At 71.4% G+C, this 25,978-nt stretch carries 23 protein-coding genes, 1 tRNA gene and 1 pseudogene; 17 read left to right on the forward strand and 8 right to left on the reverse strand.

Annotation, left to right across the window (positions count from 1 at the left end; translation table 11 throughout):
• Window positions 1-156: 156 nt before the first annotated feature.
• The 3 genes from QF030_RS38035 to QF030_RS38045 are packed head-to-tail and all read right to left on the reverse strand — an operon-like array spanning window position 157 to window position 2,289.
• A complete protein-coding gene (locus QF030_RS38035) occupies window positions 157-324 on the reverse strand; it encodes a hypothetical protein (RefSeq protein WP_373428868.1) in 168 nt (55 codons plus the stop codon).
• Window positions 325-331: 7 nt separating this feature from the next.
• Window positions 332-1,738, reverse strand: a complete 1,407-nt coding sequence (locus QF030_RS38040) for a PP2C family protein-serine/threonine phosphatase (RefSeq protein WP_307167114.1) — start codon at window positions 1,736-1,738, stop codon at window positions 332-334.
• A complete protein-coding gene (locus tag QF030_RS38045; RefSeq protein ID WP_307167115.1) occupies window positions 1,735-2,289 on the reverse strand; it encodes a methanogen output domain 1-containing protein in 555 nt (184 codons plus the stop codon). The genes QF030_RS38040 and QF030_RS38045 overlap by 4 nt, the downstream gene beginning before the upstream one ends.
• A gap of 627 nt (window positions 2,290-2,916) precedes the next feature.
• Here QF030_RS38045 and QF030_RS38050 point away from each other — a divergent pair.
• From QF030_RS38050 to QF030_RS38060, 3 genes and pseudogenes are all read left to right on the forward strand, one after another.
• Window positions 2,917-3,444 (forward strand): GNAT family N-acetyltransferase, encoded by a 528-nt coding sequence (locus QF030_RS38050; RefSeq protein WP_307167116.1) that lies wholly within the window; start codon window positions 2,917-2,919, stop codon window positions 3,442-3,444.
• A gap of 242 nt (window positions 3,445-3,686) precedes the next feature.
• Complete coding sequence (locus QF030_RS38055) at window positions 3,687-4,235, forward strand: phosphatase PAP2 family protein (RefSeq protein ID WP_307167117.1); 549 nt, start codon at window positions 3,687-3,689, stop codon at window positions 4,233-4,235.
• Window positions 4,236-4,678: 443 nt separating this feature from the next.
• Window positions 4,679-4,795: pseudogene (locus tag QF030_RS38060) on the forward strand (ATP-binding protein); the annotation flags it as partial.
• 245 nt (window positions 4,796-5,040) lie between these two features.
• On the opposite strand, the gene QF030_RS38065 reads toward QF030_RS38060, so the two are convergent.
• The gene (locus QF030_RS38065) at window positions 5,041-5,802 is read right to left on the reverse strand and encodes a ZIP family metal transporter (RefSeq protein WP_307167118.1); all 762 of its coding nucleotides are present in this window, start codon (window positions 5,800-5,802) and stop codon (window positions 5,041-5,043) included.
• 333 nt (window positions 5,803-6,135) lie between these two features.
• Window positions 6,136-7,344 (reverse strand): serine hydrolase domain-containing protein, encoded by a 1,209-nt coding sequence (locus QF030_RS38070; RefSeq protein WP_307167119.1) that lies wholly within the window; start codon window positions 7,342-7,344, stop codon window positions 6,136-6,138.
• A 261-nt stretch (window positions 7,345-7,605) separates the two neighbouring features.
• On the opposite strand from QF030_RS38070, the gene QF030_RS38075 reads away from it, so the two are divergent.
• The 4 genes from QF030_RS38075 to QF030_RS38090 all read left to right on the forward strand — a co-directional run bounded on the left by QF030_RS38075 (window position 7,606) and on the right by QF030_RS38090 (window position 10,789).
• Complete coding sequence (locus QF030_RS38075; protein WP_307167120.1) at window positions 7,606-7,860, forward strand: aromatic-ring hydroxylase C-terminal domain-containing protein; 255 nt, start codon at window positions 7,606-7,608, stop codon at window positions 7,858-7,860.
• A 396-nt stretch (window positions 7,861-8,256) separates the two neighbouring features.
• Window positions 8,257-8,330, forward strand: a tRNA-Met gene (locus QF030_RS38080).
• A 658-nt stretch (window positions 8,331-8,988) separates the two neighbouring features.
• Complete coding sequence (locus QF030_RS38085) at window positions 8,989-10,188, forward strand: hypothetical protein (RefSeq protein WP_307167121.1); 1,200 nt, start codon at window positions 8,989-8,991, stop codon at window positions 10,186-10,188.
• A gap of 10 nt (window positions 10,189-10,198) precedes the next feature.
• Window positions 10,199-10,789: a hemerythrin domain-containing protein gene (locus tag QF030_RS38090; RefSeq protein WP_307167122.1), complete on the forward strand. Its 591-nt coding sequence runs from the start codon at window positions 10,199-10,201 to the stop codon at window positions 10,787-10,789.
• Between the two features lie 461 nt (window positions 10,790-11,250).
• On the opposite strand, the gene QF030_RS38095 is transcribed toward QF030_RS38090, so the two are convergent.
• Window positions 11,251-11,796: a GNAT family N-acetyltransferase gene (locus QF030_RS38095; RefSeq protein WP_307167123.1), complete on the reverse strand. Its 546-nt coding sequence runs from the start codon at window positions 11,794-11,796 to the stop codon at window positions 11,251-11,253.
• 417 nt (window positions 11,797-12,213) lie between these two features.
• Between QF030_RS38095 and QF030_RS38100 the strand changes: the two genes are divergently transcribed.
• The 10 genes from QF030_RS38100 to QF030_RS38145 are packed head-to-tail and all read left to right on the forward strand — an operon-like array spanning window position 12,214 to window position 23,643.
• Window positions 12,214-13,470: an ATP-grasp domain-containing protein gene (locus QF030_RS38100; RefSeq protein ID WP_307167124.1), complete on the forward strand. Its 1,257-nt coding sequence runs from the start codon at window positions 12,214-12,216 to the stop codon at window positions 13,468-13,470.
• Window positions 13,467-14,330: a Rossmann-like domain-containing protein gene (locus tag QF030_RS38105; protein ID WP_307167125.1), complete on the forward strand. Its 864-nt coding sequence runs from the start codon at window positions 13,467-13,469 to the stop codon at window positions 14,328-14,330. The genes QF030_RS38100 and QF030_RS38105 overlap by 4 nt, the downstream gene beginning before the upstream one ends.
• Entirely contained in the window at window positions 14,327-15,457 is a 1,131-nt protein-coding gene (locus QF030_RS38110; RefSeq protein WP_307167126.1) for a PLP-dependent cysteine synthase family protein, read from the forward strand. Before QF030_RS38105 ends, QF030_RS38110 begins: the two co-directional genes overlap by 4 nt.
• Window positions 15,454-16,512, forward strand: a complete 1,059-nt coding sequence (locus QF030_RS38115) for an enolase C-terminal domain-like protein (RefSeq protein WP_307167127.1) — start codon at window positions 15,454-15,456, stop codon at window positions 16,510-16,512. Before QF030_RS38110 ends, QF030_RS38115 begins: the two co-directional genes overlap by 4 nt.
• A 1-nt stretch (window position 16,513) precedes the next feature.
• The gene (locus tag QF030_RS38120) at window positions 16,514-17,758 is read left to right on the forward strand and encodes an MFS transporter (protein WP_307167128.1); all 1,245 of its coding nucleotides are present in this window, start codon (window positions 16,514-16,516) and stop codon (window positions 17,756-17,758) included.
• Between the two features lie 14 nt (window positions 17,759-17,772).
• Window positions 17,773-18,576, forward strand: coding sequence for a class I SAM-dependent methyltransferase (locus QF030_RS38125; RefSeq protein WP_307167129.1), 804 nt, complete (start codon window positions 17,773-17,775; stop codon window positions 18,574-18,576).
• 45 nt (window positions 18,577-18,621) lie between these two features.
• On the forward strand, window positions 18,622-20,205 hold the full coding sequence (locus tag QF030_RS38130) for an ABC transporter substrate-binding protein (protein WP_307167130.1): 1,584 nt from the start codon (window positions 18,622-18,624) through the stop codon (window positions 20,203-20,205).
• On the forward strand, window positions 20,202-21,155 hold the full coding sequence (locus QF030_RS38135; RefSeq protein ID WP_307167131.1) for an ABC transporter permease: 954 nt from the start codon (window positions 20,202-20,204) through the stop codon (window positions 21,153-21,155). Before QF030_RS38130 ends, QF030_RS38135 begins: the two co-directional genes overlap by 4 nt.
• Window positions 21,152-22,033 (forward strand): ABC transporter permease, encoded by an 882-nt coding sequence (locus QF030_RS38140; RefSeq protein ID WP_307167132.1) that lies wholly within the window; start codon window positions 21,152-21,154, stop codon window positions 22,031-22,033. The genes QF030_RS38135 and QF030_RS38140 overlap by 4 nt, the downstream gene beginning before the upstream one ends.
• The gene (locus tag QF030_RS38145) at window positions 22,030-23,643 is read left to right on the forward strand and encodes an ABC transporter ATP-binding protein (protein ID WP_307167133.1); all 1,614 of its coding nucleotides are present in this window, start codon (window positions 22,030-22,032) and stop codon (window positions 23,641-23,643) included. Before QF030_RS38140 ends, QF030_RS38145 begins: the two co-directional genes overlap by 4 nt.
• 168 nt (window positions 23,644-23,811) lie before the next feature.
• On the opposite strand, the gene QF030_RS38150 is transcribed toward QF030_RS38145, so the two are convergent.
• Together QF030_RS38150 and QF030_RS38155 are read right to left on the reverse strand one after the other, a co-directional pair.
• Window positions 23,812-24,294 carry an ATP-binding protein gene (locus QF030_RS38150; RefSeq protein WP_307167134.1) on the reverse strand — a complete coding sequence of 161 codons (483 nt, stop codon included), beginning with the start codon at window positions 24,292-24,294 and terminating at the stop codon, window positions 23,812-23,814.
• Between the two features lie 291 nt (window positions 24,295-24,585).
• Window positions 24,586-25,974 (reverse strand): serine/threonine-protein kinase, encoded by a 1,389-nt coding sequence (locus QF030_RS38155; protein WP_307167135.1) that lies wholly within the window; start codon window positions 25,972-25,974, stop codon window positions 24,586-24,588.
• Window positions 25,975-25,978 lie beyond the last annotated feature (4 nt).

Raw genomic sequence — 25,978 nt, forward strand, 5'->3', positions numbered from 1 at the left:
TGGGGAATCACTGGTCCAGTGTCGGCGGCCGACACGACGTGTTGACCGGACCGTCTGAAGCGGTCGGCCATGAGTCGAGGTGCGGCGAGTCCCCGGCGGCGAGCTTCGCCGCCGACCCCTGCCCGACGCGTCCGGCCGGCCGGACGCGTCGGGCGGCTACCGGGCAGGCGGAGAAGGGGAGTCGGGTCGCACGAGGAGCAGGGCGCGGTCGTCGGGGTAGTCGACGCCGGGCTGGTGGTTGAGGAACAGCTCGCACAGGTCGTGCACGTTCAAGCCGGCGCCCAGGCGGGCTGTCTCGGTGAGCCTGTCCAGGCCGGTGTCCAAGGTCTCCCTACGGCGTTCGATCAGGCCGTCGGTGTAGAGCAGGACGGCCTCGCCCTCGGCCCAGGGTGGTCCGGCCCTGGCGGAAGCGGGCGTCGGGGACGGGCCCGGCGGGCGGCGAGATCGGGCCGTCGAGATAGCGGCTGGAGCCGTCGGGACGCACCACGAGCGGCGGGGGATGCCCGGCCTTGACGTAGGTCACGGTGCGGGTCGGCCGGTGGTAGAGCAGGTAGGCGGCGGTGGCCATCTGGCCGCGGTGGTAGAGATGCAGATACTCGCTCAGCTCACGCAGCACCTCCTCCGGGCGGGTGCCGCAGCGCAGGACGATTCCGCGCAGGGCGGCGATGATCTGTGCCATGACGGCCGCCTGGGGCAGGCCATGGCCGGCGACGTCGCCGATCGACAGGCCGATGTGGTCCTCGTCGAGGTCATAGAGGTCGTACCAGTCCCCGCCGACCATGACCATGTCGCTGGCGGGCGCGTAACGGGTCGCGACCTCCAGGCCCGCGACGTCCGGCAGTCGCGGCAGAAGGCTGAGCTGAAGGCGCTCGGCGACACGGTGTTCGTGTTCGTACAGTCCGGCGCGGCGTACCGCCTGGGCGATCTGCTGGGCCACCGCGGTCAGGTGCTCCGCCTCCGGCACGCCGCCCGCCCCGGGATACAAGGTGAGGGCTCCCAGCACCACCCCGTCGGCCTCCAGCACGGACCGTAGCGCTCCGGCGGCCGCGGGGTGCGCGACGTCACGGGGCCGGTCGAGGTCTCTCCAGGCGGTTCCGCTCAGGACGCGCGGCTCCTCACCCGGCCCCAGGGCGGGTACCAGGCGCTGTGAGTGCAGCTCCAAGGCCACGCGCTCGACGTCCAGCACCCGCGGCGCGGTGGCCGCCACGGCCTCGGCGACCTGGGCCAGGGTCGCCGACGACGCCAGCGCCTCCGTCAGTTGGTACAGGCGTTGCAGACGGGCGCGGGCCACCTGTTCGGCGAGCAGCAGCTTCTCGCGCTGGGCTTCGGCGGTACGCCGGATGGCGATCTCCCGGTTGAGCGCGCTGACCTGTTGGCTGAGGACGACGAACCGGTCGGCGTGGTCCAGGCGGTGCAGGTTGAGCTGGATCACCGCCCCGGGCCCCTGCCACCAGGTGGCGCGCACGCCGTTGCACCGGAAGCGCACGGGGCTGCCGTCGCTGTCCTTCAGGACGAGCCCGCCCGGCAGCGGACTGCCGCTGCGCACCCAGTTCCCCAGATGCTTCCGCAGCACGCCGGGGTCGTCCTGCGCGAGGACATAGAGACTGGCGCCCGCGCAGAGCTGGGGTATCGAGGCGGCGGCGGCCGGATTGGCCGCCAGGATCGTGCCGTCCCCCGCGCACAGGAGGACGGGGTGGGGCATCGTTTTCGTAATGGCCTCGAACAGGCCAAGGGTCACGCAGGTACCGTACCGGTGCCCGGGCCGCTGATGGGCGGCTCCGCGTCGGCGAAGTACTCTCGTCCGCTCGTCGGACCTGCGCCGGGTACCAGGTGCACGACGACGCGGCAGCTGACATCGCCGCGGGCGATGGTCTCCTGCAGTTCGACACTGGCGTAGCCGAGATTGCGGGCGGCGATCGTCCCGAAGACGTTCGACGTCATCATGCACATCGACTCACGGCCCAGCACCTTCTCCGCGAACGGACAGGCCCGGTTGCCCAGCACGATCTTCGTGTCGTCCTGCTCGATGACGTAGAAGTCGCCGTTGATCCGCCGCTTGAGATCCACCAGGGCCTCCCCGACCTGCTCGCGGGACAGCTGGTGGGTGCCGAGCGCCTTGAGGTACATGTCGTCGATCTGCGTTCCCACCGCCTGACCGACCAGACTGATGTAGCCGGATGCCTCCTCCAGGCCGATCACGGACTCCAGCGAGGTCGCCAGCTCCCGCACCAGCGTCCGCAGGAACACATCACGATCCAGATCGATCTTCACGTCCACCGGATGACCCATAGCGCCGCCTCTCCTCTTCTCTCCGCACTTCGTTGAACCGCGCCAGGGCCCGGCATTCCCTCAAGACCAGGCATCCGTCGGCAGTCGTATCCACCCGCCTACCGCACAGCCGCACAGATACCGGGGACCGTGGACCGGGGACCGGGCGAACTCCCCGGGGCCCGTGGTGTCCGAGGCCGGACGGCGTCCGGCCCAGATCTGCGTGATCTCCACTCCGGCCACTGGGCTGCGCGACGCTCCGGCCCCGCGCCAGGAGGACCGGCGCGTGAGGCGGCGCGGGGGGTGGTGTCACCTGCCTGCGGCACGGGCCCTCTCAGTTCTTCAGCGCGCCATGACGCGGTCCGGTCCAACGAGATCGTCATCGAGCCGACGACCTGGCCGGAGCGGGGAAGGGCCGCGTCGACCTCCCCAGGTGTTGGCGGCCCTTCCCACAACAGGCGTGCGGCTACCCCGCCCCTCGCTTTCCATGCGCGGTACGCCGAGACGGCTACGAGGACGTCTCGAGCTCCGCCGGCCGGCCGGCAGCCGGAGCCCCGCAACGGCACCCGCCGGGCCAGGTCGGCCACCGCGGGTGCCTGTCCGCGAAATCCGATGGTGCGACTCGGCTGCGGCCTCGAAAATCGCCGCATGCATGAAGTGAAGCTGTCCGACGGGGTCATCGCTCTGTCCCCGCTGCGCCTGGTCGACGCGGCGGCGCACCTCGCGGGGGAGGACGAGCCGCTGGTTCGCTGGCTCAGCGGCAACCCCGGCACGCGCGAGGGCGTCGAAGCGTACCTCCGGCACTGCCGGGAACAGTGGGAGACCGCCGGTCCGCTCCGCGCCTTCGGCATCCGGGCAGGCGCGGACGGGAGGCTCGCGGGGACCATCGACCTGCGGTTCGCACCAGAGGGCCTGGCTCCCGGCCAGGTGAACGTCGCCTACGGCCTGTATCCCTCCTGGAGGGGGCGGGGACTGGCCACCCGCGCGGTCCTCCTGGTCTCCCGGTACGCGGCGAGCGAGGGCGGTAAGGAGGCGGTGATCCGGGTGGAGCCGCAGAACGCCGCATCTGCCGCAGTCGCCCGGCGGGCCGGGTTCATCCCCGGCAAGCACACGCACGACGCGAACGGGACGCGGCTCGACTGGTACATCCGCGACCTGTGCGCCGGGACCGGGTGAGCGGAGCCCGCAGGGCACCACCCGAGAGTTGCGGCGGTGTGTCGCCGTAACCGGTGCGGCGTGACCACATGCAGACGGCCCGGGCGCGATCACCGCACCCCGTTGGTCGGCGATCACTCGGACCGAGTGGGGCGAGGAGTGCCTGCGCCGTCCGGACGGATCACGACCGTGGCCGGTGGGTGACGGAGTGATCCTGGTGGTCGGCCTGATTATCAGGTGGCCATCGGGGATAGCCGCAGTTCATGAGGTTGCTGACACGTTCGCGTGAGGCCGACCGGGTTCTGACGCAGCAGGCGGCTTCCCGGATCCCGCCGGGAGTGGCCAAGGTGCTGTCGGGAGTGGAGGAGGCCGCGGAGAGTACGAAACTGTGGTGTGGTGCTGCCGTCGCGATGGCGTGGTTCGGCGGGTGGAGGGGCCGCAAGGCGGCGGCCGCCGGACTCGGGGCCCTGGTGGTGGCACAGCTGGCAGCGAACGGCCTGTGCAAGCAGCTCGCCGACCGCCCCAGGCCGCCGGAGGAGTGGATCCCGCACGACGAGGTGGCCGACCGCCCCGCCTCTTCCTCGTTCCCCTCGGGGCACACCGCGGCCGCGGTCGCCTTCACTGCCGCTGTCGCCCCGGCCTGGCCGGCCGCGGGCGTGCTGTGCGCGGTGCCGGCTGTCTTGGTGGCCGTCGAGCGCGTGCAGTCGGGTGCCCACTATCCGACCGACGTCGTCGCCGGCGCCTCCATCGGGCTGGCCAGCGCCTGGCTCACGCGGCGGGCCCCGGCTCTGCTGCTGCGTCACTGGCTGTAGCCCGAGACCGAGCCGTCCCGAGGCGAGGCGAGGTGAGGCGTGGGGCGAGGCCTCAGGGATCGTGGGACTGCAATGGTGGTCCGTGCCGGTCCGGACGGGGCCCGGCGTCGACGCCGACGACGGCGAGTCTGCGCATCACGAATCTGCCGCCTCGCCCGGGGTGCGGTGGGCGGCGACGAAGAGATCATCTTGATGCCGCCGGAATCGAGGAAGGTGACCCGACCCGGGCCGACGCGGATGCGAGAGCGGGGCGTGCCGGTGACGTCCGGGGTCTGGCGGGGCGTGTGCCGGTGTGGTGGTCGAGGTCTTCGGCCGACGACAGCACGCGGAGGCCGTCGACGGAGGCAGGCGTGAGGGGGGGTGTCTCGGAAGCAACAGATGGAGACTGGAGTGAGCAGCGGATGTGCGGGTAAGCGCCGGGAATTGTGGACGGGAACGAGGGGATGGGACAGCACGGCCTGGAGATCGTCGTGGCCGTCGCGCAGTATTTCGAGGCGCAGCGCGCACCGGTCGGCAAACGCGTGACGGCCCGCCTCGCCCTCACCGACGACCCGGACACTTTCCCCGGCGTCCCGGCCCGCCAGGCGATCGACGGGATCGACGCAAGCGATCGACGCACATTGAAGCGGCCTTGCCGACCTTGGGCAGACGACCCTGCCGACCAGCATCCCGAACGCGGCCCCGCCCCCCCGGCCCGTCCAACGCGTCGCACGAGGCGTGTACCGGCCTGTGCAGCGAACCGCGTCGACCGTCGGTTCTACGGCATTCCGTCTCAGAGCACGGGTTGGTGGGCCCGCCCGCGAGGTCAGGTGTGGGAGAGCGCGAAGGAGACGAGGAAGCCGCTGACGGTGATCAGTCCGATCGCCAGGTGAGCGTCGTCGAACGCTTCGGGGATCATCGTGTCGGCGACCATGGCGAGGATGGCCCCGGCCGCCACCGCGGTCACCGCGGCGATCACGGCGGGCGAGAAGGAACCGACCACCGTGTAACCGAGGACGGCCGAAACGGTGCTGGCCGCCGCGATGGCCGTCCAGACACCGAAGACGTAACCCTTGCCGCGGCCGGCCTTCCTCATCCCCGCCGAACTCGACAGCCCCTCAGGAACGTTGCTGATGAACACCGCGGCCACCGTCACCAGACTGACCGCGCCGCCGTCGAGCAGACTGACGCCGATCACCGCGGACTCCGGCACCCCGTCGAGCAGGGCGCCGAGCGCGAGCGCCGTCCCGGACCCGCCCTGCTCGGCCTCCGAGGGCTGTGCCTGAGCCCGCGCGTGACCGGAACGCTTGCGGTGCCTGGCGCCCCGGCGGGCCAGCCACACGTTTCCCCCGGTGTAGGCCACCGCGCCGATGAGGGTACCGACGGCCGCGGGAGCAAGCCCCGCCTCGTCGTACGCCTCCCCGACCAGCTCGAAGGAGACCGCCGAGATCAGCACCCCGGCGCCGAAAGCCATCACGGTCGCGATCACCTTCTGGGGCACCCGTAGCCCGTACCCCAGCAGGGCACCGAGCAACAGGGCCGAGCCTGCCGCCAGACCCCACAGTCCAGCCTCCACCACTTCAGTCATGCCGACCCGTCTACCCGCTGTGGATGTGGATCAACGGGCGGCGGCCGGCTCACGCCTCCGGAAGGCCCTGTAGGCGGTCAGGGACAGGGGCACACGGCGTTGGCGGTGTCGGCGAGGGACCGGCAGGGCGAGATCTGGCGACTGGTCGCCGAATCCCTGGTCAAGTAGCCGGGCTTCGGGCCAGCGCGCCCGGTTCGAGGCGGTGATGGCCCGCATCCGCGTCCCGCGGTGCGGGCCTGACCGTCGCGCGCGGCAGGCACGACAAACTGGTGCCGCCGGAATCCGCCTCAGAGGTGCTGCGTCGTCAGCCCTGCCTCGGCGGCGCGGACGCGGTCATCCGCGACCGCGAACGACGTCCGGCGCTATGTCCTCGCGGAACCCGCCGTTCGCCGCTGACGCGGTCCTCAGGGACGCCGCTGTCGGGGCGGTGCCGCAGAAGGTCGCCTCCAGGGTTCCGCCCAACGTGGTGTTCACCGTCCCGTTGTTGGAGGTGTTGGCCATGGAGGTCATGGTGCGGCTGCCGTCAGCACTACCGAACGCCCAGGTGTAGTAACCCTGCACCGTGCCGGTGTGCCCGTAGACCGTCACACCACAGGACAGTTTCCTGGCGCGCAGACCCAGACCGTAGGACTGGCTGCCGTCCGCGTTGACGGGGACCATGGTCGTCATCTGCCGCAGTGCGCTCTGTGGAAGCAGGGCGCCGGAGAGCAGGGCGCCGAAGAACGTGTTGAGATCCTCTGCACTGGAGATGATCGCCCCGGCGGACTGCGCCCAGGAGACCGTCTGCTCCGTGGAATCCACCAGGGGGAGCGTGGTGTCGTCCGGTCGCAGGTAGCCGCGCGAGGCGGAGCCGGCGATGTCGGTCAGGGGGTGGACATAGGAAGTGTTGGTGAGCTTGAGCGGCTCGAAGATGCGCTGTCGGTACTGCTCGGCGACCGGCTTCCCCGTGAGGTGCTCGATGATCTGGCCGATCACCACGAAATTGGTGTTGGAGTAGCTGTAACCCGAACCGGGCGTCATGGTCAGCGGGTGCGCCGTCGATTTATTGATCAGTTCCTGGAAGCTGAACGTCTTGTTTCGCACCGCTTCGAAACCTGGAACGGTGTAGTAGAACATGTCGTTGGTGTAATCGTAGAGACCGCTGCGGTGACTGAGCAGATGCCGCACGGTGATGGAGGCGCTCGGCAGGGGAGTGGGCAGGTACGTGTTGGCCGGAGCGTCCAGGTTGACGAGGCCCTCGGATACCAGTTGCATCAGGACGACTGTGCTGAAGGTCTTGGTGACGCTTCCGATCCGGAACCGCCGGCCGGTGTCCATCCTGGCCCCCGTGGCCGTGTTCGCCTTGCCGCCGGCGACGCCGTAGTAGGTGGCCTGGTCGTCGATGAGGGTCAGTGCGCCCGGCGCGCCCTGCGCCATGGCCTGCCGCTGTACGGCGCGGACGGCCTCGATGTTGGGCGCCGGTAACGCAGCGGCGTGTGAGGGTGTCGCGAGGGTAGCGAGCGTGACACCTGCGAGGACGACGCCCATTGCTCGAATGCGCATGCAGAACCTTCTCTCGGAAAGGCCGGCGGGAGCCGAGCCGACGCTGGAGGAGTTTTCGTGCCGCTCTTCGCGCTGTTCTTCGTTCTTGTGGCAGTGACGGTGCGGTGGCAGGGCTGATCCGGTGCTTCGTGTGCAGGTCGAACCCTCATCGGGGATGGATCATTGACACCCTAACCGCCGTCCCTGACTAAGGAGTTGACCCTCGAGCATTTCGATGGGCGCTGTCCGACCGGTCGGATGCGGGTGCCTCTCTGTCCGCCTTTGTCGGGGCGGAGGGCGGGCTGCCGCCTCCTGCTCAGCCTCACCGGGGCCGCGATCCGCCCCTTCGACCACCAGACCCGGCCCGGGCTGCGCATACACAACGGCACTCTGCACCAGCCCCCAGCCGGCTGGTCCGGCATGCGCGCCGCCCTCATCCGTCCCGACGGCCACGTCGCCTGGGCCGGCGCCGACAGCGACGACACCGTTCTCGCGGACGGCCTCACCGCCGCCTTGGCCATCACGCACCGGAACTGAGGCACCCCGTGACCATCCAGCGCATCGACCCGACCGGTCTGCACGCCGCCCCGGCCTCAGCAGCCAGTCGTCACCACCACCGGCCGACAGGTGATCCACCTCTCCGGGCAGGTCGCGTGGGACGCATCCGGCAACCCCACCGGCGGTGACCACGCCGCCCAGGCCGCTGCCGTCGTCCGCAGCATCGACACCGCCCTGACCGCTGCCCCTTGGCATCGCCCAGGCCGCGACCGCGCCCCACGGGTTCCGTCGTACGAGGGCGAGGGCAGCGGCAGGGGCGAGGGCGAGGCGGTCACGTTCGACGTCAGCCGGGGCCGGAAGGTCCCCAGGCCGAGAACGTCGTCCGAGGCCGACGGCCGCGAGCCTCCCGAGCGCCGTGTAGAGTGGCATCACCGACGCGGGGTGGAGCAGCTCGGTAGCTCGCTGGGCTCATAACCCAGAGGTCGCAGGTTCAAATCCTGTCCCCGCTACTCGAGAGAGGGGCCCGGCATCAGCCGGGCCCCTCTCGCATTCCCTCCGATCCGAGCGGGATACGCCGGTCCTGAGCCTCCCCCGCAGGGTCCGGCTGCTGTGCCGGGCCCGAAGGGACGGACCGCCGCAGCATCCGGGTTCACGGTGACCACTGCGCCGCTGAGGCGACCACTGTGCCCCCCGAGAGCGTCGATCGCAGCCCTCACCTTCCCTGCCTCGGGCGGGTACGGGCGGGAGCGTCCCCTCACGGACCTGCGAAGTCGCTGCCAGGGCGAAAGGCGGTGGGGCGGAGTCGCTGGTCGCCGCAGGTGTGGCGGTCGCGCCGGTCGTTCGGCGCGTCCTCGGTGCGAGGGGAAGGCGTGCCCCCCGACGGGCATGGCGTCCGAGTCCCACGTCGGGGCTGTGATCGGGGTCGGCGGAGGATCCGGACTCACGAACGACGGGAGAACGGCGGGACGTGGACCCGCTCAGGCGGATCGCACGCGTTCCCCTGTCCGGGTTGACCCACCAGAGGGAACCGTGGAACCGACGAGTGTGAGCGGTGGCTCAAAAGCGTCCCTCGTGAACAGACTGTGAAGGCGGTCTGTGCTCGTCGCCCGAAAAGGGGTACCCCAGCGGCGCGCGAGTTCCTCTTTCGACCCCCCGGAGGCAACCCCCATGACATTCAATCCGCTCGAGCAGCGGGGCATCCCGCTGGACCGTCAGCTACGCAATTGGCGCGAGCTGAATGTGGCACCGATCGACCCTGATCACTGTGACCCGTACACCCGCTGCCGGATCATCACGATGAACGGCATCGAGGTGGAGGCGATCATGTTCAGCCACCAGCTCGCCCGCAACACCGTCGACCCCGAGGTGAAGAGGCAGCTGGCGCGGGTCCGCTACATCGAGGCGCAGCAGCAGAAGGTCGTCAACTGGCTTCTTCCGGGTGTGTCGTCGGTGCTGGAGACGACGATCGCCTACGAGCAGGTCGCGGTGGACCTCACGGCCTGGGTGGCTCGGATGGAGCCGGACCCGTATCTGAAGCAGGCGTACCAGTTCGGTGTGCTGGAGGACTTCGACCACCTGTACCGGTACGCGAACCTGTACGAGATGATCGAGCACCGCAAGGCGGAGTCGATCGTCGAGGGGTTGACCGAGGTCATGCCCGGTCGGCCGACCCGGTACCACCATCGTGACCCGGTCGACAACGTCCGTGACCCGTACGCGAAGGACGAGACGAACCCGTTGTCGAAGCTGCACGCGCTGACGATCATGTCGGCCGAGCAGCAGACCATGAACTTCTACATGAACACCGGGCCCACCTACATGGAGCCGATCGCCCGCCAGCTCTACCAGGAGATCGGGCTCATCGAAGAGGAGCACGTCACTCACTACGAGTCGCTGGTCGATCCGGGTGAGACGTGGTGGGAGCAGCTCGTCAACCACGAGTACAACGAGTGCTATCTCTACTACTCCTTCATGGAGCAGGAGAGCGACCCCAGGGTCAAGGCCATCTGGGAGCTCCACCTGAACATGGAACTGGAGCACCTGCACACCGCCTGCGACCTGATGCGCACTCACGACGGACGCGATCCGGCCTCGGTGCTGGCCCCCGTACTGCCGAACGTGCTCACCTTCGAGCCGAACAAGCAGTATCTGCGGGAACTGCTGGACACCCAGATGGACCTGACCACGCTCGGCGCCGGCTATGTGCGTGACCAGCACGAACGGTTCGAGAAGATGCAGGAGCAGATCCATGGCGGCGAGGCGCCCCCGAGCGACCGGGTCATGACCGAGCACGATCAGATGTTCGGCCGCGAGTACCGCGTCCAGACCGAGGGCGAGCACCCCGACCCCGCACAACGCGAGAAGTAGGGGAGCCGAGATGTCCGACCTGCAGACCCCGCACGCCGGGGACGACAAGTCCAAGGACGACGACGTGGTCGCCCTGCTGATGCGTCAGCACGGTGACATCCGCAACCTCTTCGACGAGGTCGAGGCCACCGAGGGCGAGGAGCGCCGCGACGCCTTCCGCCGCCTGGTGCGCCTGCTGGCCGTCCACGAGACCGCCGAGGAGGAGGTCGTCCACCCCTTCGCCCGACGCGCGCTGTCGGGCGGCGAGAAGGTCGTCGAGGACCGGCTCGCCGAGGAGAGGGCGGCCAAGGAGACCCTCGCGTCCCTCGACGACATGGACACCGACGACCCCAAGTTCATGCTCCAGTTGCTCAAGCTGCGCAAGGACGTCCAGGAACACGCCCGGGCCGAGGAACGCTACGAGTTCACCCACATCCGCCGCAGCACCGACGCCGCCAACCTCGCCGCGATGGCCAAGGCCGTCAAGGCTGCCGAGGCGATGGCGCCCACCCGGCCCCACCCGGGTGTCGAGTCCGGGGCGAAGAACATGGCCCTCGGTCCGGTCGCCGCCCTCATGGACCGCACCAAGGACGCCGTGCGCAAAGCCATGGGGAATGACTGAACAACGCGATGAACGTCGGTCGGCCATGCGTGGTGTGCGGAACCGGCCGACCCGGACGCGGCGTGTGTCAGCGGCGGGGTGAGGGTGCCGGTGACGACGTTCGGCTCCCGCTGTTCGGCCGCCGACCGCCTCGGGGATCGCCGCCGGCGCTCCCACGAGGCGGACGGCGAGCGGCAGCCGACCGTTGGACCCCTTCTCCGCCTGCCCCGCGATCTCGTCCGCCGGCCGTGGAGTCCGTCGCTGCGGGCGGCGACACTGCTCGTGACGGGAACGGCCCGAGCGAGCCCGGCCAAGAGCCTCTGCGCCGGTCCGCCAGGCGTGACCTACGAGACGCGCGACCTGCGCCTCGGCGCACGGGCCAGGTAGCTCCGCGGGGGTACGCCTTCGACGTGCCGTACCGTCCTGCGGCGGGAGCCGGGGGCATCGCGGCTCATGAGTCCCGCCCTCTGGCCGGGCCCTTGTCACATCGGGATCTCGAAGTGCACCGTGGCGACGCCCGGGCCGTGTTCGCCGGTGTCGCGTGCGTCGAAAACCTCCTTGGCCAGGCTTCGCCAGAAGGGCTCCGCGCCCTCGACATCGGCGTTGGTGTGGAGGTAGATGCGCTCGTAGCCGGGTGTGTCCGAGATGAAGTCGCAGGCAGTGGCGACCAGGATGCCGGCGAGCCCTCGGCGTCGGTGTTCGGGGCGGACGTAGACGCGGACGAGTTGTGCGGTGGTTCCGTCCGGGTAGCGGTCGGCGAGTCGGCGCGGGTGCGGTGGGTGGGCGGGTCCGCCGGCCCGAACCCCGGTGGTGGCGACCACCTCGCCGTCGTGGACGGCCACGAGCAGCAGTTGCCGTGGGTCGTCGAGGTAGGTGCCCTTGATGTCCACCACGTCCGGGTGCCATCGGGGCACGTATCCGTACCCGAACTCCTGGTAGAAGGTGTCGAGCATGACGCGGCGTGCGCCGTCGACATCGGCCGGTGTCGCGGGCCGCACGGTGTATCCGTGGGGTGCGGTCTGACGCATGGAGGGCTCCTCCCCGTAGGGCGTGCGCCGAGCGCACGGCGGCACTGGCGGCCGGATCCGGAGTCGGGATCCGATCCGCGCCCCGCCATGGTAGCCAGATGAAAACGCTTTTCAAAAACGTCCCGCTTCTCGTGGCGGGTCGGCGCACCTGTCGACCGCAGGGACCGGGGCCGAGCCGCCCGGGTCGCCGGGTCCCGGGCCGGAGAGTGGGCGCTGCGGGGGAGAGGGTGCGCGGCAGGGCTCCGGGGTGCGGCAGGGGTGCGCCCCCCGGCGGGCTTCGACAAGGGGCTGGTAAATGAAAATGGTTATCGGTAGCTTGTCGGTGCGTAAGGCCCGATCCCTCCCACCCGAGGGCTCTCCGGGCTGCCCTGACGTCTGAGCCCTGGCGTCTGAACCGCCGTTGTGAAAAGGGGAGTTGTGGCTCATCTGCTGATGGTCGAGAGCTGGGTCGGGTCGATGAGCAGACTGCTGCCACGGGCGATCCGGGAGGGCGGACACGAGTTCACGTTCCTCACCCGCGACCTGCATCACTACCTCCGCTCGGCGCCCGAGGGAGCGGCGCACCCGCTGCTCGACGCCCGCAATGTGATCACCGCCGACACCAACGACACCGACGACCTGCTGCCGCAGATCGAGCGGTTGCACGAGGTGCTGCGCTTCGACGGTGTGCTCACCTCCTGCGACTACTACCTGCCGATGGCGGCCCGGATCGCCGGGCGCCTGGGTCTGCCGGGTTCGGACCCCGAGGCGGTGGAGGCCGCCTGCCGCAAGGACGCCACCCGCCGTGTCCTCGCCGACGCGGGGGTGCCCGGACCGCGCTTCGCCGTGCATGAGGAGTGGGCCGACATCGCGCGGGCGGCGCGGGAGATCGGCTACCCGCTGGTCGTCAAGCCGGTCGACCTGTGCGCGGGCATGTACGTGCGGCGCATCGACGACGAGGCGCAACTCGCCCTGGCCGTAAGGGCACTGACCGATTTCCCGGTCAACGCGCGCGGACAGCGGAGGGTGCCCGCCGTCCTGCTGGAGGAGCTGCTGGACGGCCCCGAGGTGAGCGTCGAGACGGTGTCGCACGCGGGCGCGGTCCACGTGGTGGGCGTGACCGACAAGAGCATCGGCGGGGCGCCCGCGTTCATCGAGACCGGGCACATGTTCCCGGCCGCGCTGCCGCCCGCCGACACCGAAGCCGCCGAACAGACGGCTCTGGCCGCGCTCAAGGCGCTCGGGCTGGTGGACGGCGTGGTCGCGCACACCGAGGTCAAGCTGACCTCCGCCGGTCCGCGCGTGGTCGAGGTCAATCCGCGGCCCGCCGGCAACCGCATCACGGAGCTGGTCCGCCACGTGACCGGCGTCGACCTGGCCGCGGCCTTCGTCGAGGTGTCCCTCGGCCGGGAGCCCGACCTTCGGGGCGGCGAGACCGCACTGCGCAGCGCGGCCATCGGCTTCCTCGTGCCGCAGGCGTCGGGCACGCTCGAGTCCCTGAGCGGCGGCGAACTCCGCGAGGCCCCAGGGGTGCTGGAGCTGCAGCTCGCCGAGCCCGGCACGCAGGTGAGGGCGGCGGGCAGCAACAACGAGTACCTCGGCCACGTCATGGTCGGCGACGCCGGGGGAGCGGGCGCCCGCGACCGTGTCGAGGTGCTGCTCGCGGAACTGCGGTCCGGGCTGGTGCTGCGATGACCGCCACGACGGGCATGTCCTGGACGCCGACGTTCGAGACGTTCGAGTCGTACGGCGAGCTGGTGGCACGCGTCCGCGCCGGTGAACTCGGCCCGGACCCGGCCACGCAGCGGATCGCCGTGGCCTTCACCACGCGGCAGGCGGTACGGCACGACGGGCGTGGCTCCGGCTATCGCAACGAGGTTCTCAGCCTGCGGCTGGGCGGAGCCGTCGGCTCGTGCGCGGTCGAACCCGGGGCCCTGCCCGACGGCGCGATCGACGACTGTGTGGGCGCGGACGTCGCGCAGCTGCTCGAGCATCCGCTGCTGCCGGTGCGCGTGGCCGCGCTGGACGCCTATCTGATGCACGTCACCGCGCACACTCCACGGAACGGGGCACGGCCGGTCCCGCTCCCCGCCGGGACGTCGCTGGAGAAGTCCAGGGCCCGGGCGAAGGCCGTCGTAGAGCTGCTCGATCTGCCGGCGGGCGCCACCGTGCTGGTGGTCGGTGTCGTCAACTCGCTCCTGGAGGCGCTGCGTTCGCGAGGTCTGAGCTATGTGCCCTGCGACCTCAAGGGCGGGCTGACCGAGTGGGGCGAGACGGTCGCCACCGACGCGGCGGCCGAGGCCGGTCGCTGTGACGCCCTGCTGGTGTCAGGGATGACGCTGGGGAACGGCACCTTCGAGCCGCTGCGGCAGCATGCGCTGACGCACGGCAGGCAGCTGGTGATGTTCGCCCAGACCGGCAGCGCCGTGCTTCCTCGATTCCTCGGCCACGGGGTGAGCGCGGTCTGCGCCGAGCCGTACCCCTTCTTCTGGCTCGACGGCGGTGCCGGTGACGTGCACTGCTACGGCGGTCCGTGCCCGGAGGGCGGACGATGACCACGGCGGCCGTACGCCCCGTCGCCCGCCCGGAACTGCTCACGCTGCTGGGCCGCACGCCCCAGGTCCGCATCACCGCCGACCTGCCCGGCCCGCACCCCGGCTTCTGGGCGAAGCTCGAAGGGCTCGCGGCGGGCGGTATGAAGGCGCGGGCCGCCGTGTCGATGCTCCTGGGCGCCCGTGAGCGCGGCGAACTGCTGCCCGGCGCACCGGTGGTGGAGTCCACCTCGGGCACGCTGGGCATCGGCCTCGCCTTCGCGGGGCAGGCCCTCGGCCATCCCGTCGTGCTGGTCGGCGACAGTGAACTGGAAGCATCCATGCGGCAGTTGCTGCGCGCCTACGGGGTGCGGTTGGACATCGTGGACCGCCCGGCGCCCGAGGGGGGCTGGCAGGCGGCGCGGCTCGCCAGGCTGCGGGAACTGCTCGCCGTCCTGCCCGGTGCGTACTGGCCGGACCAGTACAACAACCCTGACAACAAGGCCGGTTACGCCTCGCTCGCCCTCGAACTCATCGCCGACCTCGACCACTTGGACATCCTGGTGTGCAGTGTCGGCACCGGCGGCCACAGCGCGGGGATCATCGGCCCGCTGCGGCGGCGCTGGCCCGCGCTCCGGCTGATCGGCGTCGACTCGACCGGTTCCACCATCTTCGGCCAGCCCGCCCGGCCCAGGCTGATGCGCGGCCTGGGCAGCAGCATCCACCCCCGTAACGTCGCCTACGACGCGTTCGACGAGGTCCACTGGGTCGGCCCGGCCGAGGCCGTGGACAGCTGCCGCCGTCTGGCTCGTGGCAGTTTCGTCAGTGGCGGCTGGAGCACGGGCGCCGCTGCCCGCGTCGCCGCCTGGGCCGCCCAGGTCCACCGCGGCGCGGTCGTCGCCACCGTCTTCCCCGACGGCCCGCACCGTTACCTCGGCACCGTCTACGACGACGACTTCGCCGCGACCCACGGTCTCCACCCCGCCACGGCGGCCACCCGCCCGGTCGAGATCCCGGACCCCCGCGCCACCGAGGCCACCGGCTGGGTCCGCTGTACCCGCGTATCCGACCCGCTCGAGGCCGTCCCCGTTCCCTTCGAGGCCGTCCCCGACCCGCTCGAGGCCGTCCGCGGTCCGGAAGGGACCTCGTGAAAGCCGGCCTGCGCACCGTACGCCTCGAACTCGCCGAGCCGCTGCGCATCTCCCGTTCCACCATGTCCTTCCGCGACGCCGTGTGGCTGGCCGTCGAACACGACGGCGTCACCGGTCACGGAGAGGCCGTCACCAGCGTCTTCTACCGGCTCGACACCGAGACCCTGGAACGGCACCTGGCCGCCGTCGGCAAGGATCTCGCCCGCTTCCCCGACCCCGAGAGCGCCCTGGAGGCCCTGCGGACAGGCGATTCGGCCGGCGTCGACGTTCCCGCGGCCGTGACCGCCGCCGCCGAGGCCGCGTTGCTCGACCTCGTCGGCAAGCGCTCCGGCAGGCCCGTCCACAGGCTGCTCGGCACCGCCGCGCCGCCGGTCGCGGCCACCGCCCGCACCATCGGCATCACCTCCCTCTCCCACGCGGCGGCGCAGGCCCGGTGTCTCGTGGCGAGCGGCTTCGAGGTCATCAAGGTCAAGGCGGGAACGCCCGACCCGGAGGACGACGTGGAGCGCGTGCGCGTCGTCCGCGACGCCGCGCCGCACGTCCGGCTGCTCCTCGACCCCAACGGGGCCTGGACCGCGGCGCAGGCCCGGGCGCTGCTGCCCCGGTTCGCCGACCTCGGCGTCGAGGCCGTCGAACAGCCCCTCGCGCCCGGTGACCCGGAGGCACTGGGGGCGCTGGCCGAACGCTCACCGCTGCCGGTCATCGCGGACGAGGACGCCGTGGACCTGGAAGACGTACGCCGCCTGGCCGGGCGCGTCCAGGGCGTCAACGTCAAGCTCGCCAAGTGCGGCGGGGTGCATGCCGCCCTGCGCATCGCCGAGGCGATCGACGGCAGCGGCACGGAGCTGATGCTGGGCTGCCTCACCGCCAGCAGCCTCGGCCTCGCGCCCGCCGTCCACCTCGCCGACCGGGCCCGCTGGGCCGACCTCGACGGACATCTGCTGCTCGCCCACGATCCGTGGACCGGAATCGGCGGCGGGGACGGTGTCGTACACCCAAGTGGCCGCCCCGGCCTGGGGGTTCGCAAGGCCTGGGCGCCCGGGGACGTGGCGTGAGATGCGCCGTTTTCCGCTCGCGGTTCAGCTCCTGCTGGTCAACCAGCTCGGCGTCAACACCGGCTTCTATCTCCTCGTCCCCTACCTCGCCACCCACCTGGGCCAGAACCTGGGCCTGTCGGCGGCCGTCGTCGGCATCGTCCTCGGCGTGCGCAACCTCAGCCAGCAGGGGCTGTTCATCCTCGGCGGCTCCGCCGCCGACCGGCTCGGCGCTCGCGGTGTCGTCATCGCCGGCTGCGCCCTGCGCACCATCGGGTTCGCGCTGTTCGCGCTCGGCGACAGCGTGGCCGTGCTGCTCGCCGCCTCCGTGCTCAGCGGGCTCGCCGGGGCGCTGTTCAATCCCGCCGTGCGCACCTACATCGCCCAGGAGTCGGCCGACCACAGGGCCGAGGCGTTCGCCCTGTTCAACGTGTTCGCCACGACCGGCGCACTGATCGGGCCGCTGCTGGGGAGCGCACTGCTGCTCGTCGACTTCCGCACCTCGGCGCTGACGGCCGCCGGGATCTTCGCCGTCCTCACCGTCGCGCAGGCCCTGGTACTGCCGGCCCAGGAGGTGGAGCCGAGGAAGGCGACCGTGCTCGCGGACTGGCGTGAGGTCCTGGGCAACCGTGCCTTCCTCGCCTTCGCGCTCGCCATGGTCGGCATGTTCACCCTGGAGAACCAGCTGTACCTGCTGTTGCCCGACGGCGCCCGGCGGGCCACCGGCTGGGAGGGCGCGGCCGGACTCGTCTTCGCCGTCGGCGCCCTCGCCAACCTGGCGCTGCAACTGCGCATCACCCGTGCCCTCAAGGAACGGGGGGACCGCGCGCGCTGGATCGGCACGGGCCTGGGACTCATGGCCCTGGCCTTCCTGCCGCCCGCCGTGATCACGACGGGCTCCGGCGGCCCGGACGGTACCGCCGACGCGGCGCTGCGCGCGCTGCCCGTCCTCGTCGGCGCGCTGCTGCTCCACCTCGGGGTGATGATCGCCCAGCCGTTCGTGATGGAGCTGATCCCCGACTTCGGCCGGTCCGAGCTGACCGGCACCTACTTCGGCATCTTCTACATGGTCTCCGGCGTCGCCGCGGCCATCGGCAACACCGTCGTCGGATGGGCCATGGACACCGGGGAGCGGGGCGACGCCGGCTGGCTGCCGTGGGCGTGCTGCGCCCTGTTCGGGCTCGCCTCCGCGCTGGGCGTGGCCTGGCTGCACCGGCTCGGCTCACTGCCGGTGCCGACGAAGTCCGCTGTAGCCGCGACGGTCTGAGAGGAAGGACAGGCATGCCCCCCACCACTGCTGCGCGCAACCTGCTCACCGACAACCCCGAGCTGTACGAGGCCCGCTTCCCCGACCCCGACCGGCTGGCCGCACGCTGGACGGAGGACTGCCTGCGGCGGCACGACGCCGGACCGCGCGTGCTGGACATCGGCTGCGGCACCGGACGTGACGCCGCCCACCTTCACAGCGCCGGCCGCAGGGTGACCGGAGCGGACCTCTCCCCGACGATGCTCGCCCACGCCCGCCTCCACCACCCCGGGCCCGAGTACGTCTGCGCCGACCTGCACGGCTTCGACCTCGGGCGGGGCGCCTTCGACGCCGTCGTCTGCCTGGACAGCGCCCTGCTGTACTGCCACACCAACGACCAGCTCGACGCGTTCCTCTCCTCCTGCCGTCGGGCCCTGGCCCCCGGCGGGCTGCTGGTCGGGGAGATGCGCAACGGCGCGTACTTCCTCGGCCGTACCGACCTGCTGGACACGCCCACGGTCGCATCCTTCGTCTGGCAGGGCACCGCCTACCGGTCCGCCACGACGCTCACCGTGGACCGTACGGCCCAACTCCTGCGGCGTACACGCGTATGGACCGCCGACGACGGGTCGGCGCCGGTCGAGCAGCGTTCCGCGTGGCGGCTGCTGTTTCCGCAGGAGCTGCGTCACCTGCTGGCCGCGCACGGCTTCGAGGTGCTCGAACTCCACGACGGCGCCGGCCCGCGCACCGAGCCGCCGTGGCAGGAGGGCCGGCTGCCCGGCGAGGCCACGGACGCGGACCGGCTGCATGTCGTCGCACGCCTCACCACGACCCCCTGAGCCTTCGCCCAACCCATGTCCCCACCACGCGACCCAAGGAATCCCATGCACGACGAACGCTTCCCCGGCCCGCACCGCCGCGGGTTCCTCGCCGCCACCGGCGCCGCCACGCTCGGCGCACTCGCCCTCACCGGATGCGGCGGCTCCGGCACCGAGCGCTCCGACGCCAAGGGCGACAGCACCCCGAGGAGAGGCGGGCGGCTGCGCGCCGCGTTCGCGGGCGGCGGCGGCAGCGAGACCCTCGACCCGCACCTGGCCAACCTCTTCGCCGACGCGGCCCGCGCCAAGGCGCAGTACGACAAGCTCGCCGACTACGGCGCCGACCTCTCCGCCCAGCCCCGCCTCGCCGAGAAGTGGGAGGCGAACAAGACCCTGGACCGCTGGCGGATCACCCTGCGCAGGGCCACCTTCCACGACGGCAGGCCGGTCACCGCCGCCGACGTGCTCTACAGCTACCGCCGCATCGCCGATCCCGGACAGGCGTTCCGCGCCAGGGCGTCTTTGGAACCCATCGACCTCGACGCCAGCCGCGCCACCGGCGAACGGGGCATCGAGTTCGTCCTCAAGCGCCCCACAGCCGAATTCCCCAACGTCCTGGCCGCGTTCGGCGCGTACATCGTTCCGGAGGGCGCCGGGGCGGCGGGCGGCTTCGACAAGAAGCCGATCGGCTCCGGCCCCTTCCGCTTCGTCTCCTTCACCCCCGGCCGCTCGGCCGTCTTCCGCCGTTACGACGACTACTGGGACGGCGCCCCGCACCTCGAGGAGCTCGAGTTCGTCGTCGCCAACGAGGAGTCCGCGCGCGTCAACGCACTGCTGGGCGGCCAGGTCGAGTACGCCCACGAACTGAACCCCACCACCGCCCGCGCCCACGAGAGCAGGGGACAGATCGGGATCGTCCGGCTGCGCAACAGCGCCATGCAGGCGTTCTGCATGAAGACCGACCGGGCCCCCTTCGACGACAAGCGGGTGCGTGAGGCGTTCTTCCTCATCGCCGACCGAGAGGAACTCGTCGACGGCGCCCTGTCCGGTGCGGGCACGGTCGGCAACGACCTGTTCGGCAAGGGCTACGAGTACTACGCCGACGGGCTGCCCCAGCGCGAACAGGACCTCGACCGGGCCCGCGCCCTGCTCAAGCAGGCCGGCGCGGAGAAGCTGAAGGTCACCCTCGACGCCTCGGCCGTGGCCGCCGGGTTCGTCGAGGCCGCCGGCATCTTCCGCGATCAGGCGAAGAAGGCGGGCGTCACGATCGAAGTGAAGCTGGGCAGCAAGGACTCCTACTGGGCCGACATCCTCGACAACGGCAGCCTGTGCTGCTACCGCTCGGGCGCCATGCCGATCGAGGCGCACATCTCCCAGCGCCTGCTCACCGACTCCACCACCAACGCCACCAAATGGAAGCACAAGGACTTCGACGCGCTCTATCAGCAAGCCCAGTCCACCCGCGACAAGGCCGAACGGGCGGCCGTTCACGAGCGGATGCAGCGCCGCCTGTACGCCGAGGGCGGTTTCCTGATCTGGGGGTTCGCCGACTGGATCCTCGGCACCGCCCGCAACGTGAAGGGAGTCGCGACTGAGGCACCCGCCAACACGCTGGACTGGGCCCGTTTCGACAAGGTCTGGCTCGCGTGAGCGGACTGCGTTCCTTCGTCGCCCGGCGGCTGCTCCTCGGCGCCCTGCAGACCGTGGCCGTCGTGCTGCTGGTCTTCGCGCTCACCGAGGCGCTGCCGGGCGACGCCGCCGTCGCCCTGGCCGGTGACCAGCCCGACCCGGCCCGCATCGCGGCCATCCGCGAGGCCATGCACCTCGACCGGCCCGCCCACGAGAGACTCGCCGACTGGGCGGCAGGTCTTCTGCACGGCGACCTCGGCACCTCCTTGGCCTCCGGCCGCCCGGTCGGCCAGTACGTCTCCGACGGCTTCGGCCCGACCCTTCTGCTGGCCACACTCACCGTCGCTCTGCTCGTCCCGATCGGCTTCGGCCTCGGCGTACTCGCCGCCCGCCACGAAGGACGCCTCGTCGACCAGCTGATCAGCTCGGTCACGCTGGTCGTGTACGCGATGCCCGAGTTCGCCCTCGGCGTGCTGCTGGTGACCGTCCTCGCGCTCCGACTGGGGTGGCTGCCGCCGACGGCCGTCGGTTACGGCACCGACCTGCTCGGCCACCCGTCCGCACTCGTCCTGCCCGTCCTGGTTCTGCTGTCCCGCCCGGTCTGCTCCCTGTCCCGTCTCGTGCGGGCCGGCATGATCGACGCGCTCGCCTCCCCTTACGTCGCCCAGGCCCGCCGCTACGGCGTCTCCGGCGCCCGCATCCGCTACGCCCACGCCCTGCCGGGCGCCCTCGCACCCGCCGCCCAGCAACTCGCCCGCACTGTCGACTGGCTGCTGTGCGGCGTCATCGTCGTGGAGGCGCTCTACGTGATCCCGGGACTCGGCACCGTCCTGCTCAACGCCGTCGCCGAACGCGATGTGCCGGTGGTGCAGGGTCTTGCCGTCCTGTTCGGCGTCCTGACCGTCGTACTGAACCTGGGCGCGGATCTCGTTGCCCACCGTCTCGCGCCCCGGACGGGGGTGGCGGCGTGACGCCACTCCGCCGTCCGCGGGCGGCTCGCTTCGCCCTCGGCGTGACGGTCGTCGCCGTACCCCTCGTGCTCGCCCTGCTGGGACCGCTGTTCGCGGGCGAACAGGCGCCGCGGACAGTGTCCTTCACCGCCGGCGGCGGCCACCGGCTCGGTACCGACTTCGTGGGCCGGGACGTAGGACGGCAGGTGCTGCACGGCGGCCGGCCGGTCGTGCTGACCGCTCTCGCCGCCACCGCCCTGTCGTATCTCGTCGCGCTCCCCGTCGGCCTGGCGGGCGCGCTCACCCACCGCCGCCGACTGGAGGAACTGCTGATGCGTCCTCTGGACGTCCTGCTCGCCGTCCCCTCGCTGCTGCTGATCCTGCTGGCAGCCACGGTGTTCTCACCCGGCGCCGTCGGTCTCGCCCTGCTGGTGGCGCTGGTGAACGTGCCCGACGCGGCCCGCCTCGTACGCGCCGCCGCCGCGGAGGCCGCTTCCCGCCCTGCGGTCGAGGCGCTGCGCATGCAGGGCGAGACCTGGTGGCGGATGGCCGTCGGCTATGTCGGCCGATCCATCCTGCGCACCCTTGCCGCGGACGTCGGCACCCGGCTGACCGGCGTGCTGTACCTGGTGGCCACGGCCGCCTTCCTCGGCGTCGGGGTCGCCCCGGACGCCGCCGACTGGGCGGTCATGGTGGACCGCAACCGCACCGGCCTGTTCGTCCAGCCGTGGGCCGTGGTCGTCCCCGCCCTGCTGATCATCGCCCTGACGATGGGCACCAACCTCCTCTTCGACGCGGCGCTCGCGAAGGACCGCCGAAGCGACCGCGGCCGGGGCACGAGGCTCCCGCAAGCGACCAGGACCCTCCGCAACCGGGCAGGAAGTGAAGCGCGCCGATGAAGCATCCGGACGAGACGACGCGCCGCGTCGGCAAGCCCGCCGGCCCCGGTGACACCACGGAGGTACCCGTGGCCGAGGTCCGCGACCTGCGCGTCGAGGTCGAGGGCAGGGCGATCGTCGACGGAGTGAGCCTCAAGGCCCTGCCCGGCAAGGTCACCGCCCTGGTCGGCGCCTCCGGCAGCGGCAAGACCACCACCGGCCTCGCCCTGCTCGGCGAGTACCCGCCCGGCGCCCACGTCACCGGCGGCGTTCGCCTGGCGGCCGACGGGCCGGTCGGCTACATCCCCCAGCACCCCGCCGCCGTCCTCAACCCCGCCCGCCGTGTCTCCGCGCTCCTGACGGACATCGCCCGCGCCCGGGTACGCCACCTGCCCCGGGGCCGTCGCCGGACGGCGGCCCGCGACCGCGTCCTGCACGCTCTTGCCGAGGCCCAGCTCCCGCACGCCGAGAAGCTGCTGCGCCGATACCCGCACCAGCTCTCCGGCGGCCAGCAACAGCGCGTCGTCCTTGCCCAGGCCCTGCTGCTGGGCGCCCCGGTCGTCGTCGCCGACGAGCCCACCACCGGTCAGGACGCCCTGACGAAGAGCCGTATCGTCGAGCAACTGGCGGCCGTCGCGGCACGGGGCATCGCCGTCGTCCTGCTCAGCCACGACCTCGACGTCGTCCGGGCACTCGCCGACGAGGTGATCGTCATGCGGGCGGGCAGGGTCGTGGAGTCGGGCCCTGCGCAACAGCTGTGGCTCGCACCGCGGCACGAGTGGACCCGGCAACTGCTCTCCCCGCAACCGAAGTTCACGGATTCCGTCGTGAGCGCGCCCGGCACCGGGCGACCCGTGCTGCAGATACGCGACCTGACCGCCCGCCATCGCCACCACACCCGCGGCACGACCGAGGTACTGCGCATCCCGGAACTCGACCTGCGCGCGGGCGAGTCTCTGGCCGTCGTGGGCCGCTCCGGCAGCGGCAAGACCACCCTCGCCCGCTGCCTGGCCGGGCTCCACCGCGACCACGAGGGAGCGATCCTCCTCGACGGCACACCGCTGCCCCGCAGCCTGCGCGACCGCAGCCGTACACAACTCGCGGCTGTGCAGTACGTGTTCCAGGACGCTCGCGCCGCCTTCGACGAACACCGTCCCGTCCTGCACCAGGTCGCGCGCACGGCGATACGGCTGCGGGGCACCGAGACCTCCGCCGCGACGCAGGAGGCCCTGACCACTCTTACCGGCCTCGGCCTCGCGGAGGAACTGGTGCGCAGACGCCCGGGGCGGCTCTCCGGCGGCGAGCTCCAGCGCGCGGCCCTCGCCCGCGCCCTGCTCGCCCGGCCTCGCGTCCTCATCTGCGACGAGATCACCTCCGGCCTCGACACGATCACGCGCAGGGGCATCCTCGGCATCCTCACCGCCCTGCTCCAGGAGCGCGACGACCTGTCGCTCGTCCTGATCACCCACGACCTGGACACCGCCGCCGCGGCCCACCGCATCGCCGTCGTGGACGCCGGCGAACTCGTCGAACAGGGACCGGCCCGGCGAGTCCTCACCGCACCGGGCCACCCGTTCACCGTGTCGCTCATGGAGACCTCCACCCGGCCGGGAGCGGGAACGTGCACCTGACGGTACGCACCGAACGGCCCCGGACACGGACCGGGCGTCGGCCGGTCCGCACCTGCGAGAGTCGCTTCAGCGGATCCCATCCGGCGGAGTTGCTCTCTCCTGCACATGCCGCCGTCGGGGCCGTCCCCAGGACGGGAACCCGGTCACCGGCCCGGGCTGGGCCGTGGATCACATCATCTGACGGCCGGCCGCGTCACCGCCCGGGTCGTCGGCCAGGACGACGGTCGCCCTGATGCGTTTGCCGACCGGCTCACGGTGCACCTCGAAACTGCGGCACACCGCCATCACGATCTCCAGTCCGTGCTGGCCGACCCGGACCGGGTCCGGTGCCAGGATCGCCGGCAGCGTCGTGCTGCTGTCCCAGACGGTCACCTCAACCGCACCCTCGCTGACCTCCAGGGTCAGCAGGCACGGGCCCGGGGCGTATTTGCGGGCGTTGGTCACCAGCTCGCTCACCACCAGCTGGACCATGCCCATCGCCCGCTGCGACACCGGCAGCCCATGCACGGTCTGCAACGACATCAGGAAGTCCCGGGCCGCGTCGCGGGCGGCGCCGATCTCCTCACTGCCCTCGAACGCTGCGGAAACCGATATCGGCCGCTCCACAAGGGGCTGTTGGCCCTGACCTTCATCTGGGCATGCCAGGTCCATACATCCGCCTCACTTCCGAAGCGCCACTCGCTGTCCGCCTGCTACCCAGAAAAGTTCACCACACTCCGCGCACACAGCGGACGTCGAACGGCTGCCCAGCGTTCCCCACCCGCACTCGAGGCAGCGTGGGCGGAACTCCGTGGCCGCCGGGGGAACGCGGAACAGCGCCGCGAACGACCTCGATCCACGGGTGACATGCGGGAGCACGTTCTGCTCGTCGGGGGTGATCGGCTGACGGGTCGAGCCGGCCCACGCAGCGGCGCGCGGCGCGTGTCAGCCCCTCTTCGATGGTCAGTCCTTCTTGCTCTGCTTCTTCTGCTTCGCCTTTCCGGGCTTCAGGTCCGCCTTCTGCGCCTTGCCGGCCTTCTTCGACTTGCCGGACTGTTCGTCGGATGTCCTCGGCTTCGACTCGGCCGGTGCACCGCTGCCGGACGTGCTGGGGGAAGGAGTGTCCGTCGCGTTGGCGTCACGGAGCAGCCCGTCGGAGGGGTCGGGGGTCGAGATCGGCGGAGCCTCAGGTGTTGCGGAGCCGTCGTTCCTTCCTGCGGAACCGTCTTCGGGGTGGGGAGTCTCGGCAGGGCGGCTGACAGCCCGTGTCGTGTTGCCGTCGCTTCCTTGATGCGGGAAGCCGTCGGTGACGGCGAGAGTGGCGGCGATGACGGTGGCCAGCGCGACGGTTCCGCCGGCCATCAGCACCCGGCTGCGCGCAGGAGCGGCCTTCGGAGCGGCTCGGTCCGGGGCGGGCGACGCGCGTATGTGCGTCGCGTCGTCATCGGGCGCCGGTTCCCGGCCCCCTGCAAAGGCTGCGGCATCGGCTGCGGGCGCGGTGGGCGCGGCAGGTGCGGAGAGGGTCGTGTCCGCCAGGGCGGCCAGTGCGCGGGCGCAGTCGAGTGCCGACGGACGGGTCTGCTCGTCCAGGGCCGTCATGTCCCGCAGCAGGACGGCGAGTTCGTTCGGCAGACCGCTGGGCAGTACGGGTTCGCGGTGAAGCCGCGCTATCGCCGCTTCGAGTGGGCCTCCGTCGTATTCGAGCCTGCCCGTGAGGCATTCGAGGAGCACGAGTCCGAGGGCGTAGATGTCGGCAGGCCGGCCGACGGACCGGCCGAGTACCTGTTCGGGGGAGAGGTACGCGGCGGTGCCGACGAGCGTGCCGGTGACGGTCCGGGTGGTGGCGTCGACCAGCCGGGAGATCCCGAAGTCGGTCAGGTAGGGGCGGCCCGCCGCGCCGAGGAGGATGTTGGACGGTTTGACGTCGCGGTGGACGATCCCCGCTTCGTGGGCGTGAGCCAGGGCCTGGGCGAGGTCGGCGCCCAGTGCCGCGGTGTCTTCGCAGCGCAGGACGCCTTCGGCGATGCGGGCTTTGAGCGTGGTGCCTTCGATCAGTTGCATGACCAGGTAGGCGCGGCCGTCGTGCCGTCCGGCGTCGTAGGCGGTGACCAGGCCGGGATGCTGCAACCGGGCGAGGATCACCGCCTCGCTCCCGAAGCCTTCCTCCGATTCGACGCCGGTGCCGGGCCGGAAGACCTTCACCGCCACCGCTCGCCTCAGACGCAGGTCGAACCCACGGTAGACGTCTGCCGCGCCGCCTGAACCGATGCGAGCGTCCAGGCGGTAGCGGCCGGCGAGTATCTCGGCGGAACACCGGGAGGCCAACGCCAGAGCCGACTCACGGAGCCTCATTCGA

The sequence above is a fragment of the Streptomyces rishiriensis genome, assembly GCF_030815485.1.
GTDB classification, from domain to species: domain Bacteria; phylum Actinomycetota; class Actinomycetes; order Streptomycetales; family Streptomycetaceae; genus Streptomyces; species Streptomyces rishiriensis_A.

Excerpts from the sequence above, each read along its gene's own strand:
- QF030_RS38045 (WP_307167115.1), bottom strand. The coding sequence starts at position 2,289 with ATGGGTCATCCGGTGGACGTGAAGATCGATCTGGATCGTGATGTGTTC.
- QF030_RS38050 (WP_307167116.1), top strand. The coding sequence starts at position 2,917 with ATGCATGAAGTGAAGCTGTCCGACGGGGTCATCGCTCTGTCCCCGCTG.
- QF030_RS38055 (WP_307167117.1), top strand. The coding sequence starts at position 3,687 with ATGAGGTTGCTGACACGTTCGCGTGAGGCCGACCGGGTTCTGACGCAG.
- QF030_RS38065 (WP_307167118.1), bottom strand. The coding sequence starts at position 5,802 with ATGACTGAAGTGGTGGAGGCTGGACTGTGGGGTCTGGCGGCAGGCTCG.
- QF030_RS38070 (WP_307167119.1), bottom strand. The coding sequence starts at position 7,344 with ATGCGCATTCGAGCAATGGGCGTCGTCCTCGCAGGTGTCACGCTCGCT.
- QF030_RS38085 (WP_307167121.1), top strand. The coding sequence starts at position 8,989 with ATGACATTCAATCCGCTCGAGCAGCGGGGCATCCCGCTGGACCGTCAG.
- QF030_RS38090 (WP_307167122.1), top strand. The coding sequence starts at position 10,199 with ATGTCCGACCTGCAGACCCCGCACGCCGGGGACGACAAGTCCAAGGAC.
- QF030_RS38095 (WP_307167123.1), bottom strand. The coding sequence starts at position 11,796 with ATGCGTCAGACCGCACCCCACGGATACACCGTGCGGCCCGCGACACCG.
- QF030_RS38105 (WP_307167125.1), top strand. The coding sequence starts at position 13,467 with ATGACCGCCACGACGGGCATGTCCTGGACGCCGACGTTCGAGACGTTC.
- QF030_RS38110 (WP_307167126.1), top strand. The coding sequence starts at position 14,327 with ATGACCACGGCGGCCGTACGCCCCGTCGCCCGCCCGGAACTGCTCACG.
- QF030_RS38120 (WP_307167128.1), top strand. The coding sequence starts at position 16,514 with ATGCGCCGTTTTCCGCTCGCGGTTCAGCTCCTGCTGGTCAACCAGCTC.
- QF030_RS38125 (WP_307167129.1), top strand. The coding sequence starts at position 17,773 with ATGCCCCCCACCACTGCTGCGCGCAACCTGCTCACCGACAACCCCGAG.
- QF030_RS38130 (WP_307167130.1), top strand. The coding sequence starts at position 18,622 with ATGCACGACGAACGCTTCCCCGGCCCGCACCGCCGCGGGTTCCTCGCC.
- QF030_RS38145 (WP_307167133.1), top strand. The coding sequence starts at position 22,030 with ATGAAGCATCCGGACGAGACGACGCGCCGCGTCGGCAAGCCCGCCGGC.
- QF030_RS38150 (WP_307167134.1), bottom strand. The coding sequence starts at position 24,294 with ATGGACCTGGCATGCCCAGATGAAGGTCAGGGCCAACAGCCCCTTGTG.
- QF030_RS38155 (WP_307167135.1), bottom strand. The coding sequence starts at position 25,974 with ATGAGGCTCCGTGAGTCGGCTCTGGCGTTGGCCTCCCGGTGTTCCGCC.